Genomic DNA, 13,317 nt, shown 5'->3' on the forward strand with positions numbered 1-13,317 from the left:
ACAAACGAGGACAGGGCTGGTACGGCCAGCTCCTTGTGGGGGCGTGGCCGTACCAGCACCGCGGGGTTAGCCCTTGACAGCGCCGGCGACGAGGCCGGAGACCATTCGCCGTTGCACCAGGAGAAAGAAGATGATCACCGGGATCGTCATCAGGGTCGAGGCGGCCATGATTCCGCCCCAGTCGACCGATCGCTGGCTGACGAAGTAGCGCAGTGCCACGGGCATGGTGTAACTGCCCTGATCGCTGATGAGGGTCAGCGCGAACACGAACTCGTTCCACGCGGTGATGAACGTGAAGATGCTCGTGGCCACGAGACCGGGGGCCACCAGGGGGAAGAGCACCTTCCAGAAGGTCGTGAAGCGGCTCGCGCCGTCGATCCAGGCGGCCTCCTCAAGAGACCTGGGCACCGCGGCGACGAAGGTGCGCAGCATCCAGATGCCGAACGGCAGCGTCAGCGCGACGTTCACCACGATGAGGCCGATCAGCTGGTCGTAGAGACCGGCTCGCCTGACCATCAGGAACAGCGGGATGAGCAGGGCCTCGGCCGGGACCATCTGCACGATGAGCAGCAGGATCAGGAACGAGGTGCGCCCGCGGAACCTGAAGCGGGCCACGGCGGTCGCCGACAGCAGGGAGAAGACGGCGCCGATGAGGACGGTGCCGATCGCGACGATGGCGCTGTTGAGCATGTAGCGCCAGATCGAGTGGCCGGCGACGCCCTCGCTGAAGACCCTCTCGACGTGCTCGATGGTCGGGTCCGTCGGGAAGGGGATGAACCGCGTCGTGAAGATCTCCTCGTTGCTCTTGAACGCGGTGGAGATCATCCAGTAGACGGGGAACACCGCGAACAGGAACACCAGGACGGCCGCGGTGTTGAGGCCGATCTTGCCGAGCAGCTTCCTGGTCTTGGGAGTCATCGCACGTCCTCCGTCTTCACGATCTGGCGGACGTAGAAGAAGGTGATGATGAGCAGGATCAGCGTCAGCACCACCGCGATCGCCGCGCCCAGGCCCATCTTGGGCGGGGAGCTGAACGCCTGGGTGAAGGCGTACAGCGACAGGTTGAAGGCGTCACGGTTGGAGGTTCCGCCCGCCAGCACGAACAACTGGGTGAAGACCTTGAAGTCCCAGATGACCGACAGCACGGTCAGCACGGAGAAGACCGGCTTGAGCAGCGGGAAGGTGATCTTCCAGAAGATGCGCCAGGCGGAGGCCCCGTCGACCTTGGCCGCCTCGTACAGTTCGGCGGCGATGCTGCGCAGACCCGCGAGCACCGAGACGGCGATGAAGGGGAAGCCGGCCCAGACCACGACCAGGATGAGCACCAGGTAGATGGTCACCGGGTCGTTGAGCCACGGCTCACCCGTCCAGTCGGCCCTGCCGAACAGGAGGTTGGACAGCCAGTCGGGCAGCGCGTTGAGCGCCCAGTTGATGACGCCGGACTCGGCGTCGAAGAGCCAGCGCCAGATGATGGCACTGGCGATCGCCGGGGTCGCCCAGGCGGCCATGATGCCGATGACCAGGAAGGTCGACATCTTCCTGCCGAGCTTGTTCAGCAGCAGGCCGACCAGGGTGCCCAGTCCCAGCGTGCAGGCGACCGTGACGACGGCGAACACGACGGTGTTGCGGAGCGAGGTCCAGAACAGCTCCGACTCGAACAGCTTCAGATAGTTGTCGAACCCGACGGACTTGGCGGGCACACCCCGGATCTGCCGCAGTCCCACGTCCTGGAAGGACATGACGACCATCTGGTACAGCGGGTAGAGCAGCAGTCCGGCGATGACCACCAGACCGGGGATGAGCAGCGCGTAAGGGACCACCCCTTCGGGCAGTCCTCTGGAGCCGCGCGGGGGCTTCGTGCCTCTGCGCCCCCGCGCCGGGACGGGGGAGGAGCCCCCGTCCCGGGCGATGGTTGAGGTGTTGGCCATGATTACTGGTTCAGGATCTCTTCGAGTTCCTTGTTGGCGTCGGCCAGGGCGGTGTCAATGTTCTTCTTGCCCTCGATGACCGAACGGGCCGCGTTCTGCAGAACGGCCTTGGTGTCGTTGGCCTCGGCCCAGTTGGTGTCGTTCGGGAAGCCCTTGGCGACCTTGAAGGTCTCCGCGAACGGCGCCTGCAGCGGGTCGGAGGCGAACTCGGCCAGCGCCTCCGGGTACAGCGGCAGCAGGCCGCCTTCCTTGGCGTAGCGGGTGCCGAACTCCTTGCCCGCGGCGACCTTCAGGTACTCGGCGGCGAGCTCCTGGTTCTTGGTGTCCTTCCAGATGGCGATGTCGTTGCCACCCTGGAAGGCGGGCGCCGGGCCGCTGCCGTCCTTGGCCGGCAGGGAGAAGAACGCCATCTGGTCGTCGCCGACCTTGTTCTTGCTCTGCTCCTTGATGGTGGTGATGTCCCAGCCACCGGTCACGAACATGCCGACCTTGTTGTTGGCGAAGCGGGTGCGGATGTCGATCGAGTTCTGGCTCAGGGCCGACTTACGCGACGCGCCGTGCTTGACGACCAGGTCGGTGTAGTACTGGAAGCCCTCCTTGAAGCCGGGCTCGGTCAGCTTGCCGACCCACTTGCCGCCCTCGAAGGCGGCGAAGTCGCCGCCCGCGGACCACACGAACGGCGAGAGCGACATGTTGGCGTCGGAGCCGCCGTTGAAGGCGAAGCCGTCGACGTCCTTGCCCTTCTTCTCCACGATCTTCTTGGCGGCGGCGACGAGGTCGTCCCAGTTCTTGGGAACCTCGATGCCCAGCTCCTTGAACCAGTCCTTGCGGTAGAGGACGGCCCGGGTGCCACCACCCCACGGCGCGGCGTAGATCTTGCCGTCGACCGTCTCGTAGCCCCACAGGTTCTGCGGGATCTGCTGGAAGTCGGGGTTGCTCTTGGCGAGGTCGGTGATGTCGGCCAGCGCGTCCTGCGCGACCCACGCCGCCACCTGGTCGTTGCCGAACTCGGTGACGTCGGGGCCCTCACCGCCGGCGAGAGCGGCGGTCCACTTGGCCTGGGCGTCCGGCCACGGCACCCACTGGAGGTTGACGTCGGCGCCGGTGACCTCCTTGAACTTGGCGTTCATGTCGGCCATGAGCTTGTTCTGCACTTCGTCCGGAGCGCCCAGGCGCCAGACGGTCAGGGTCTGGCCGGCGAACTTGGGGCCGGAGGCGGCGGAAGGCGCCTCGGACGCACCAGCGCTGTTCGAGGTGGTGGGCTCGCTACTGCTGCCGCACGCGGCAAGGCCCAGGGCGAGGGCGGCGGTGGTTGCCGTCGTGGTGGCGATTCTCGCGAACTTCACTTGAGTTCTCCCTTTCCGGCTTTCGACGGGGTAGGCGCTCAGCTGCTTTTTGGCTTGGGTCCCCGCGACCCTCTTACTCACGATCAGTGATCGGAGTTGTCGTAACCCGCGGCTCGGTCGCTCTTGCCTGCGGGCTGACTAGGGCTAAACTAACAAGAAACTTTCTTAAAAGAAACGATCGTTAGCGGATCGTGACGGGGGGAAGCCGATCTTGTCCAGACGTCCGGGAACCCCTCGGCTGCTGCGTCAGCTCAATGACCGCGCAGCCCTGGAGCTCCTGCTGTCCAGTGGGCCTCTCACCCGGGCTGAGCTGGGAGAACTCACCGGTCTCTCCAAGGTGACCGCCGGTCAGTTGCTCGCCAGACTGGAGGAGCGCAGGCTCGTCGCCATGGTCGGGGAGCAGGCGGGCGGGCGGGGGCCGAACGCGGCGCTCTACGGCGTCGTTCCCTCTTGTGCGTACGTCGCGGGACTCGACGTGCTGCCCGACCGGATCAGCGCGGGGGTGGCCGACATAACCGGCGAGACGGTCGCCGAGGTCTGCGTCGACCCCAGCGGTCATAACGATCCGGTACGCCTGGTGCGCGGCGCCGTGCAGAAGGCGTGCGAGTCGGCGGGCATCGGCATGGACCGGCTGCGCGCCTTCGTGATCGGGACCAGGGGCGTCGTCGACCCCCGCACCGGCGACGTCCGCTTCTCCTTCGACCTGCCCTCCTGGCACGAGGGCGTGCTCGCCCAGCTGCGCCGGGACCTCAACGTCTCGGTGACCATAGAGAACGACGTGAACCTGGCGGCGCTCGCCGAGCGCTTCTGCGGCGCGGCCTTGGACGTCGAGGACTTCGTGCTCGTCTGGGCGGGCGTCGGCCAGGGACTCGGGGTCATGCTCGGCGGGCGCCTGCACCGCGGCTTCACCGGCGGCGCGGGTGAGATCGGCTGGCTGCCCGTGCCCGGGGAGCCGCTGCCGACCGAGGTGACCGAACCCCAGTCGGGCTCGTTCCAGCGACTGGTCGGCGGCGACGCCCTGGCCAGCCTGGCGGACGCGCACGGCATCCGGGGGGAGTCGCTGGCCGACCACGTCAGCCAGGCCGTCACGAACGACTCCGGAGGCTTCCTGGACGAGCTGGCCGGGCGTCTGGCGGTCGGTGTCGCCGCGGTGGCCGTTGTGCTCGACCCCGGGCTGATCGTGCTCAGCGGCGACATCGGCAGGGCGGGCGGGAAGGTGCTCGCGGCCAGGGTCGAGGAGGCGGTGGCCAGGGTCTGCCCGAGCCAGCCCAGGGTCGTCGTCTCGGAGGTCATGGGCAACTCCGTGTTACGCGGGGCCCTGGTCTCGGCCCTGAACCAGGCCCGGGAGCAGGTCTTCTCCGAGACGGTGTGACAATTGCGGCTATGCACGACATCGTTCTGATCTCCGATCCCCGGGTGGCCGCGATTCCGGTCGAGGAGTCCGGGGAGCGGCTGGTCGACGTCCGGGGGCGGCTGCGGGTCGACGGGCGGATGGCCGACCGTGACGGGGCCTTCGCCCACCTCAGGCAGGGGCTGGTGGCCAGGCTTGAGGAGGCGCAGCGGCACCTCCCCGAGGGGTACCGGCTGCTGATCGTCGAGGGATACCGGCCGCCGTCGACGCAGCAGCAGATCTTCGACGAGTACTCGGCGGAACTCCGGGCGACATTTCCGGAAATGTCGCCCGAGGAGATCGTTTCGGCGGCCAGCCGCTACGTCTCACCGGTCGAGGTCGCCCCGCACACCGCGGGCGCGGCCGTCGACCTGACCCTGTGCACCGAGGACGGCGTCGAGGTCGACATGGGCAGCCCGCTCAACGCCACCCCCGAGCAGAGCGAGGGCGCCTGCTACACCGCCGCCCCCGGCATCTCCCCGCAGGCGCGCCGCAACCGCGAGCTCATGGGAGCCGCCCTCGACGCGGCGGGCCTGGTCAACTACCCCACCGAGTGGTGGCACTGGTCCTACGGCGACCGCTACTGGGCCATGACCACCGGAGCCCCCTCCGCCCTCTACGGTCCCCGCGCCCTCTGAGAGCCGGGGACAATCGACCCCATGCGGTTCGGCATCCTCGGCCCTCTGGACGTGCGCTCCCCGGCCGGTGAGGCGATCGCCGTACCCGGGCCGAGACCGCGCGCCCTGCTCGTGATGCTCCTGCTGGAACCGGGCCGGGTGGTGACCGTCGAGCGCCTGATCGACGGCCAGTACGGCGACGCCCCTCCCTCGGGCGCCGCCAACGCGGTGCAGGCCCAGGTGTCCAGGCTCCGCCGGGTCCTGCCCGCCGAGCTGGTCGAGTTCCACGGGACCGGCTACCGGCTGGCGGCCGACCCCGAGGACGTCGACGTCCACCGCTTCGAACGGCTCGCCCGCCAGGGGCGGCTGCTGCTGACCTCCGGCCGCCACGCCGCCGCCGCGGACGTCCTGCGTGAGGCGCTCGGCCTGTGGCGGGGGCCCGCCCTGCAGGACCTGCCCTTCGGCGGGGCGCAGGTGGCGCGCCTTGAGGAGCTGAGGCTGACCGCGGCCGAGGACCTCGCCGAGGCCGAGCTCGCGCTCCCCGAGGCCGACCCGGTGGCCGAACTGCGGCGGCTGACGGCCGCCAACCCGCTGCGGGAACGCCCCAGGGGCCAGCTGATGCGCGCGCTGAGCGCCGCGGGACGCCAGGCGGAGGCGCTTGAGGTCTTCGAGGAGACACGGAGACTGCTGGCCGGGGAACTCGGCGCCGACCCCTCACCCGAACTGGCCGCGATCCACCTGGCCGTCCTGCGCGCCGAACGCCCGGCCCCGCCCAGGGGGAACGGCCTGCCCGTGCAGCTGACCGGCTTCGTCGGGCGGGAGAAGGAGCTGGAACGGCTCGCCTCGCTACGCGGGCACCGGCTGGTCACGATCGTCGGCCCCGGCGGCACGGGCAAGACCCGGCTGGCGGTCGAGGCGGCCGGGCGCACCCGGGACGCCCGGGGCACCCAGGGTGAGGTGTGCTTCGTCGACCTGTCCCCGCTCGCCGACCCGGCCCCGCAGGGCGGCCGGGCGCCGGCCGTCACAACGACCGTCACGGCCCCCCAGGTGGCCCAGACGGTGCTCGGCGCCCTTGGGCTGCGTGAGACGGGCCTGCACTCGCTCCACGCCCCCGACCCGGTGGCGCACCTGGCCTCGGCCCTGACCGGGCGGGAGCTGCTGCTGATCCTCGACAACTGCGAGCACGTGGTCGAGGCCGCCGCGACCCTGGTCCGCGAACTGCTCGGCGCCTGCCCCGGGCTGTCGATCCTGGCCACCGGCCGCGAACCCCTGGGCATCACCGGCGAGACGCTCGTGCCGCTGGCGCCGCTTGCCGTCCCGCCCCCTGACGCCACCCCCGCGCAGGCCGCGGCCTACCCCGTCGTCCGGCTGTTCGCCGACCGGGCGGCGGCCGTACGGCCCGGGTTCGAGACGGACGAGGGCAACGTGGCGGCGGTCGCCGGGATCTGCGCGGCGCTGGACGGGCTGCCGCTCGCGGTCGAACTGGCGGCGGCGAGGCTGCGCTCCTTCACCGTCGAGGAGATCGCCGTCCGGCTGGCCGAGCACGGCCGCTTCCGGCTGCTGTCCAGGGGCGACCGTACGGCCGCCGCCCGGCACCGGACCCTGCGGGCGGTCGTCGAGTGGAGCTGGGACCTGCTCACCCCCGGCGAGCGGGTGCTGGCCAGGCGGCTGGCCGTCTTCTCCGCGGGCGCCTGCCTGGAGGCGGTCGAGGCGGTCTGCGACGTCGAGGACGCCGCGGGCCTGCTGGCCGACCTGGTGGACAGGTCACTGGTCGAGACCGACGGCGACCGCTACCGGATGCTCGACACGATCCGGCTGTTCTGCGCGGAACGGCTGGCCGAGGCCGGGGAGCGGGAGCGGATGGACCGCGCCCACGCCCGCCACTTCCTCGCCCTGGCCCGGCGCGCGGACCCGCACCTGCGCGGGGCCGAGCAGCTGACGTGGCTGGCCAGGCTGTCGGCCGACCACGGCAACCTGACGGCCGCGCTGCGCAGGTCCGTGGCCGCGGCGAAGACGGGCGACGAGGACGGCAGGCGGACGGCGCTGCGGCTGGTCACCGCGCTCGCGGCCTACTGGTGGCTGAGCGGGCGGCGCGGCCAGGTCGGGGAGATCGCCGCCGAACTCCTCGAAACGGCCCCCGAGCCCGCGGAGGGGTTCGAGGAGGAGTACGTCATGTGCGTGGTGCACGCCGTACCCCGGGCGCTGCCCGAGCACTGGCGGCGGGCGGAGGCGACCGTGGCCGGGCTTGAGCGGCTGCGCCACCCCTTCACCGTCGCGCTGTGGGGCATGGCCGCCGGGCCCCCGCCCAAGGCCGACCTGCGCACGCTGGCGGGGTCCGACCCCTGGCTGCGGGCCCTGGAGAGGCTGAGCGTCTCGTTGCTCGCGATGCTGTGGGGCGACCCGGTCTCGGCGGAACGGGGACTTCAGGAGACGCTGACCCACTTCGACGCCATCGGGGAGCGGTGGGGGACGGCCCAGGCGCTGGACGGGCTGGCCCTGATCGCGGCCGGGCGCGGCGAGTGGGCGCGCGCCCATGACATGTGGGCCCGGGCCCTGGAACTGTTCGAACGGCTCGGCGCCACCGAGGAGACCGCCGACGTGCTGACGCGCAGGGCCGAAGGACTGGTGCGCCAGGGCGAGACCGCCGCGGCCGTCGCCGACTACCGGCGCGCCGGGGAACTGGCCCGCACCACCGGCAGGCCGGGCGCGGCGGCCACGGTCCACCTGGGACTGGCGGAGATCGCCAGGCACGACGGTGACCTCGCCGAGGCGGCACGCCTGCTCGGTCTCGCCCTCGACGCCTCACAGGACGGCGACTTCGGCATCGAGGGGACACAGGCCCGCGTGCTGGTGGCGCTCGGCAGGCTGGCCGAGGCCGGGGGAGAGCGGGAACAGGCCCGTCTCATGCACCGCCGGGCGCTCGCCGTGGTCCACGGGTCCCCGATGGCCGCCGACCTCGCCGACGTCGCCGAGGGGCTGGCGGGGGCCGTGCTGCTCGACGGGGCGGGGCGGCAGGCGGCGGCGCTGCTCGGCACGGCGGTCGCGCTGCGCGGCATGGCCGTCGCCGGAGACCGCGACGTCGCCGGGATCGCCGGAGCCGCCCGCGACCTCATCGGCGCCGAGGCCTTCGCCGAGGCGTTCGCCCGAGGCGCCGCCATGAGCCAGGAGGAGGCCCGGCAGGAGGTGCTGACAGCGCCCGGCGCGTGGGACGGGTGACTGTCAACGCGGTGTCGGCGGGCTGTCAGCGCCCGCGCCGAAGCTCCTCACATGAAGAACACCACGGTCCTCATCTCCGGCGCGAGCGTCGCCGGGCCCGCCCTCGCCCTCTGGCTCGGCCGCATGGGCTGCACCGTCACCGTCGTGGAGAAGGCGCCCGCCCTCCGGCTCGGCGGCCAGGCCGTCGACTTCAAGGGGGCCACCCACCTCACCGTGCTCGAACGCATGGGCGTCCTCGACGAGGTACGGCGGCGCCAGACGGGCGGAACCGACCAGGAGGTCGTCGACGCGGACGGCAGGCGCCTGGCGGTCATACCCGGGGCGTTCACCGGCGGCGACATCGAGATCCGCCGCGGCGACCTGGCCGCCCTGCTGTACGAGCGGACAAGGCGGAGCTGCGAGTACGTCTTCGGCGACTCCATCACCTCGCTGACCGAGACGACGGGCGGCGTGCACGTCACCTTCGAGCGCGGCGCGCCGCGCACCTTCGACCTGGTCGTCGGCGCCGACGGCATCCACTCCAACGTGCGGCGCCTGGCCTTCGGTCCCGAGTCCGGCTACGTGAACTTCACCGGCCACTACTACGCGCTGGCCGACCTGGGCCTCGACCACCCGCCCGCGATGTACAACGAGCCGGGCAGGATGGCCGCGCTCGGCGGCCCCAAGGCTCCCGCGTTCTTCGTCTTCGCCTCCGAGCGGCTCGACTACGACCGCTACGACGCCGGACAGCAGAAGCGCCTGCTGATCGACGCCTACCGGGGCATGGGCTGGAAGGTCCCGGAGCTGATGGCCAGGCTGCGCGACGCAGAGGAGGTCTACCTCGACTCGATCAGCAAGGTGAGGATGGACCACTACGCGAAGGGGCGGGTCGTGCTGCTCGGCGACGCCGCCTACGGCAACACCCTGGGCGGCTTCGGCAGCGGCCTGGCGATCGTCGGCGCCCACGTGCTGGCCGGGGAACTGGCCGAGGCGGACGGCGACCACGTGACCGCGTTCGCGAGGTATGAGGAGATCATGCACCGCTACGCCACGGTGACCGGGCAGAGCAGCGCGGGTCCCTTCCTCGCCCCGCCCTCGCCGCTGCGCATCACCATGCGCAACTGGATGTTCAAGCGGAGCCTCCTGCTCCGGGTGATGCTGAAGGCGACCGACAGGTTCGCCAGGTCCGTCGAGCTCAAGGACTACCCGGCTCTCGCCCCTGCCGGAGGTTCCACCAGGTGACAGGGGCGGGTCAGCGGTCGGGCAGGGGGGTGCGCCAGAACAGCGGGCGGTCGGGGCCGGTGCCGATCAGCAGGCCCGCGTGCGCCGTCAGGACGGTGCAGCCGCCCGCGTCGCACAGGTCCTCCCACCCGGCGGGGCCGACGACCGGCGGGCGGGTGCGGATCCTGCCCTCGGCGTCGGCGATGTAGAGGCGGCCGTTCATCGCGGTGAGGCTCACGGCGCCGCCGGAGGGGCCCGCCAGGACCCAGTCGGAGGTCTCCGGGCGCAGCTTCCACAGCCCCTCGGCGTTCACCGCGAAGAACTCCCCGTTCACCATGCCCAGGCCGACCGGCTCGGCCGGCGCCTCGGCGAGGGTCGTCCAGCCGTCCTCCTGGTCGCCGAAGACGAGCCGCCCGTCCGCGGTGAGGCCGTACAGGCCGATGGGATGCGCGGTGGTCGCCTCCCTGGGGGTGGCCATGGCGACGACCCCGGGGGCGGTTCCCGCGTGCCGCCAGCGCAGGTTCTGGGCCGAGACGTCACGCACGAGCAGTGAGCCGTCGGGGGCGACGCCGTACAGGCGGGAGCCGAAGACCGTCAGCGCGCGCAGCGAACCGGCGCCGCCGACGATCTGCCAGCCGCCGACGGGCTCCGACAGGCGGTCGAGCACGTTGCGGGTGATCCGGTCGACCATGGGGTCGTGCAGGGCGTTGCCCCAGTTCACGGTCGAGGCGGTGAACACCGTCCCGGCGCCGAGGCCGAAGACGCCCATGGTCGCCATGCCTCCCTGGCCGTAGCGGTGCCAGTGGCGCAGGTCGGCGGTGGCGAGGATGACGAAGGAGGGCGGGGTGCCGTCCCTGCCGGTCGCCAGCGGGACACCGTCCACCTCGACGAAGTCGCAGGCGTCGGTCTCGTAGCCGATGGCGCCCTGGCCGAACTTGTCGCCCTCGCCGAGCCCGGTCCCCTCGAACACCCAGTGCTCGGGGAACCTGACCGTGTAGGACTCCTCGTGCATCAGCCGCATGTACGGCCCCCACGTCCCGGCGCCGCGTCTGAAGCTGACGCCGGTCAGCGTGTTCTCCGGCCGGTTCACCGGGGCGCTCGACCACTCGACCGTGGTCAGGCCCGGTTCGACCGTGGCCATCGGGTCCATGGCCGCGTCGCGGTAGCAGACCATGGTCCGGCCGTCGTCCTCAAGACGGAACTGCCACCAGCAGGTGTTGCCGGAGAACACCGCGAGGTTGCCGCCGCGGGCGACGAACGCCTCGACGTTGTCGCGCATCCCGGCCGTCCAGTACTCGTCGTGACCGTTGACGACCAGCAGCCGGTAACCGGCCAGCAGTTCGGCGCCGTCGTGCAGGTCGAGCCCCGAGCAGTAGTCGACGTCGTAGCCCGCCGGGCCGAGCCAGCGGAGCATGCCCTCCTCCCAGCGCTCGGGCGGCGGCCCCCCGCCGGGCCGGGTGAAGGAGACCTTCGCGGCGCGGGTCGGCTCCTCGGTCCAGTAGATCGACTCCCCGGGGATGCCCGCCCGGTTGTAGGCCTGCCAGGTCGGGAACGGGATCGACAGCAGGACCCGGGAGGAGGGCCTGGCCGCCCTGACGACGAAGTAGACGTCGGAGAGGCCGTCGGAGGAGTCCTCCTCCGAGGTGAAGACCGCGCGGTAGAGCGAACTGGGCCAGTCGCCGGGGACGTCGAGCGTCCAGACGGGGCCGTCGAACCTCGCCTGGAGCACCGGCCGGTCGGCGGCGACGTCCTCGACCGTGACCGAACCGCGCGCCGGGGCGCGTGAGGTGCGGGTCAGGTGGAAGCGCAGCGACCCCTCCTGGACGCACGAGGTGGACTCGGCGTAGGCGTAGACCGTCATCCGACCGGCTCCAGCGTCTCGTGGAAGGCCGCCTCGACCAGCAGCGACTCCAGGTCGCGCAGGTAGCGTTCCATGGCCTCCTTCGGCAGGTAACGGGTGTCGGCGGTCAGCGAGACACCCAGGCCGCCGCCCTCCCCGGTCACGTGCAGGCAGAAGCGGCAGTTGAGCTGGTCCTGGCTGAGCGGCCAGGTCAGCGTGGTCTCCTCCATCGCCAGCCGTACGGTCCGCTCGTCGTGGGAGGCGTCGACCCGGTCGATGAAGCGCATGTCGTTGAAGCAGCAGTAGGGGTGGACCCGGGTGCCCCGTTCGCGGCTGACCCGTTCGGTCAGCCGGTCCCTGTCCCCGGGGTCGTGGTAGGCGGAGCGGTAGGCGCGCAGCGCCGCGGGCTTGGCGGCCCTGAGCACCTCGGCGAAGGAGCGCCCGCCCACGTCGAGCACGAACAGGCCCTCCTGGGAGAGGGTGGTGACGGCCTGCGCGGCGTCCTGGCGGAAGCGGTTGCCGACGATGGGCAGCATCGCGCACACCTCGTGCCCGGTCACCGCGCAGACCAGCACGCTGGAGGCGGCCAGCAGCACGGTCGAGGTGCTGGTGCCGTACACGGCCGCGATCCGTTGCACGGCCAGGTCGAGCGCCCTGGAGACCAGCTGCGCGCGCCAGATCGGCGGCCCCTCGGGGGCGGCGACCCGGCGGTCGAACATGGTCGGCGGGATGCGCCGGTACTCCCGCTCCCAGTGCTCGGCGGCGACGCGGGCGACCCGCAGGCCGGGTTCGGAGCGCTGCCAGCGGGCCAGGTCGAGCGGGGAGGGCGGCGTCGGTCCCGGTACGGCCCCGCGCAACAGCAGCAGCCGCAGGTCGGTGATCGCGACCTCGGCGCCGAGCCCGTCGGCGGCCAGGTGGCAGAAGACGAGCACGATGTGGGTCACCGTTTCGTCCCCGGCGTCGTTCTCGCCGACCACCAGCCCGACTCTGAGCGGCCACTCGCCGGCGTAGTCGAACGGCGTCGCGGCCAGCTCCTCCATCAGCCGTTCCGGGTCGTCACGGGAGACGGTCAGCGGGATGCTCCCGGCGGTCCCGAGGACCTGCGCCGGTTCGGCGCCCCCGTCCTGCCCGCCGGTCTGCGCCGGTACCCGTGGGGAGGGGGCCGCCCCTGGCCCCGTCCCCACGGACGTCTCAAGCCCTGTGCTCAACCCGGCGCTCAGCCTCGTCCGCAGCGACTCGTGCCGTTCGACCAGGACGCCCAGGACCTCCGCGGCCCGCGCCACGGTGAGCGGCCTGGCCCGTCTCGGCACCGCGAGCACGCGGCCGAAGTTGAAGTAGTGGTCGTCCGGCGCCGTCTTCCTGATCGCGTCCCAGATGGCCCGCTGTCCCCAGGTCAGCGGAGCCGTACCCGATCGGCTCCCCGAGAACCGGATGTCCATGTTTTCTCTCCCCCGTTCGAAAAACGCCTCCCGACCGCTCTGTCAGGGGTGCCTCAGGGGCCGGAGTCTCCGGCCTGCGCGATGTGGCGTTCGAGCGCCCCCAGGTCGTCCAGCAGGTCGAGGCCGTCGCCGGACAGGTCGATCTCGATGCCGAACTCCGTCTCGACCGCGTCGATCAGCCGCATCTGGGCCAGGGAGGTGACCCCCAGGGCGGACAGCGGGACCGTGGCGTTCAGCGCCTCCTCGGCGGTGACGGCGCCGTCCGACGCCGAGGCCACCATCGCGGCCAGCCGTTCCCTAACCATTGACACTCCTCCTCAGATGACGGCCACGGACGTCGT

Annotated in this window: 10 protein-coding genes; 4 read left to right on the plus strand and 6 right to left on the minus strand. The window is 71.5% G+C overall.

Annotated features, from left to right (window positions below):
• Window positions 1–66: 66 nt before the first annotated feature.
• The 3 genes from ABZ463_RS08530 to ABZ463_RS08540 are packed head-to-tail and all read right to left on the minus strand — an operon-like array spanning window position 67 to window position 3,274.
• Complete coding sequence (locus ABZ463_RS08530) at window positions 67–918, minus strand: carbohydrate ABC transporter permease (protein ID WP_352008497.1); 852 nt, start codon at window positions 916–918, stop codon at window positions 67–69.
• Window positions 915–1,928: a sugar ABC transporter permease gene (locus ABZ463_RS08535; protein ID WP_352008498.1), complete on the minus strand. Its 1,014-nt coding sequence runs from the start codon at window positions 1,926–1,928 to the stop codon at window positions 915–917. The genes ABZ463_RS08530 and ABZ463_RS08535 overlap by 4 nt, the downstream gene beginning before the upstream one ends.
• A gap of 2 nt (window positions 1,929–1,930) precedes the next feature.
• Window positions 1,931–3,274, minus strand: a complete 1,344-nt coding sequence (locus ABZ463_RS08540) for an extracellular solute-binding protein (protein WP_352008499.1) — start codon at window positions 3,272–3,274, stop codon at window positions 1,931–1,933.
• Window positions 3,275–3,485: 211 nt separating this feature from the next.
• Between ABZ463_RS08540 and ABZ463_RS08545 the strand changes: the two genes are divergently transcribed.
• From ABZ463_RS08545 to ABZ463_RS08560, 4 genes are read left to right on the plus strand one after another with little or no spacing between them, the layout of a single operon-like run.
• Window positions 3,486–4,646: an ROK family transcriptional regulator gene (locus tag ABZ463_RS08545; RefSeq protein WP_352008500.1), complete on the plus strand. Its 1,161-nt coding sequence runs from the start codon at window positions 3,486–3,488 to the stop codon at window positions 4,644–4,646.
• Window positions 4,647–4,657: 11 nt separating this feature from the next.
• Window positions 4,658–5,302: a M15 family metallopeptidase gene (locus tag ABZ463_RS08550; RefSeq protein ID WP_352008501.1), complete on the plus strand. Its 645-nt coding sequence runs from the start codon at window positions 4,658–4,660 to the stop codon at window positions 5,300–5,302.
• Between the two features lie 21 nt (window positions 5,303–5,323).
• Window positions 5,324–8,497 carry a BTAD domain-containing putative transcriptional regulator gene (locus tag ABZ463_RS08555; RefSeq protein ID WP_362774427.1) on the plus strand — a complete coding sequence of 1,058 codons (3,174 nt, stop codon included), beginning with the start codon at window positions 5,324–5,326 and terminating at the stop codon, window positions 8,495–8,497.
• A gap of 51 nt (window positions 8,498–8,548) precedes the next feature.
• A complete protein-coding gene (locus tag ABZ463_RS08560; protein ID WP_362774430.1) occupies window positions 8,549–9,718 on the plus strand; it encodes an FAD-dependent monooxygenase in 1,170 nt (389 codons plus the stop codon).
• A gap of 10 nt (window positions 9,719–9,728) precedes the next feature.
• Here ABZ463_RS08560 and ABZ463_RS08565 read toward each other — a convergent pair whose 3' ends face one another.
• Genes ABZ463_RS08565 through ABZ463_RS08575 form a run of 3 tightly spaced genes read right to left on the minus strand, consistent with a single transcriptional unit; the run spans window position 9,729 to window position 13,281 of the window.
• Window positions 9,729–11,558, minus strand: coding sequence for a N,N-dimethylformamidase beta subunit family domain-containing protein (locus ABZ463_RS08565; RefSeq protein WP_362774433.1), 1,830 nt, complete (start codon window positions 11,556–11,558; stop codon window positions 9,729–9,731).
• Window positions 11,555–12,976: a hypothetical protein gene (locus ABZ463_RS08570; protein WP_362774436.1), complete on the minus strand. Its 1,422-nt coding sequence runs from the start codon at window positions 12,974–12,976 to the stop codon at window positions 11,555–11,557. The genes ABZ463_RS08565 and ABZ463_RS08570 overlap by 4 nt, the downstream gene beginning before the upstream one ends.
• Window positions 12,977–13,029: 53 nt before the next feature.
• Window positions 13,030–13,281, minus strand: coding sequence for an acyl carrier protein (locus ABZ463_RS08575; protein ID WP_352008506.1), 252 nt, complete (start codon window positions 13,279–13,281; stop codon window positions 13,030–13,032).
• Window positions 13,282–13,317: the final 36 nt, after the last annotated feature.

Origin of the sequence: Streptosporangium sp. NPDC020145 (assembly GCF_040631275.1) — a bacterium.
Taxonomy (GTDB): Bacteria; Actinomycetota; Actinomycetes; order Streptosporangiales; family Streptosporangiaceae; genus Streptosporangium.

What these genes read in the sequence shown, in the direction of transcription:
- ABZ463_RS08530 (WP_352008497.1), bottom strand. Translation starts at nt 918, where the DNA reads ATGACTCCCAAGACCAGGAAGCTGCTCGGCAAGATCGGCCTCAACACC.
- ABZ463_RS08535 (WP_352008498.1), bottom strand. Translation starts at nt 1,928, where the DNA reads ATGGCCAACACCTCAACCATCGCCCGGGACGGGGGCTCCTCCCCCGTC.
- ABZ463_RS08550 (WP_352008501.1), top strand. Translation starts at nt 4,658, where the DNA reads ATGCACGACATCGTTCTGATCTCCGATCCCCGGGTGGCCGCGATTCCG.
- ABZ463_RS08555 (WP_362774427.1), top strand. Translation starts at nt 5,324, where the DNA reads ATGCGGTTCGGCATCCTCGGCCCTCTGGACGTGCGCTCCCCGGCCGGT.
- ABZ463_RS08560 (WP_362774430.1), top strand. Translation starts at nt 8,549, where the DNA reads ATGAAGAACACCACGGTCCTCATCTCCGGCGCGAGCGTCGCCGGGCCC.
- ABZ463_RS08565 (WP_362774433.1), bottom strand. Translation starts at nt 11,558, where the DNA reads ATGACGGTCTACGCCTACGCCGAGTCCACCTCGTGCGTCCAGGAGGGG.
- ABZ463_RS08570 (WP_362774436.1), bottom strand. Translation starts at nt 12,976, where the DNA reads ATGGACATCCGGTTCTCGGGGAGCCGATCGGGTACGGCTCCGCTGACC.
- ABZ463_RS08575 (WP_352008506.1), bottom strand. Translation starts at nt 13,281, where the DNA reads ATGGTTAGGGAACGGCTGGCCGCGATGGTGGCCTCGGCGTCGGACGGC.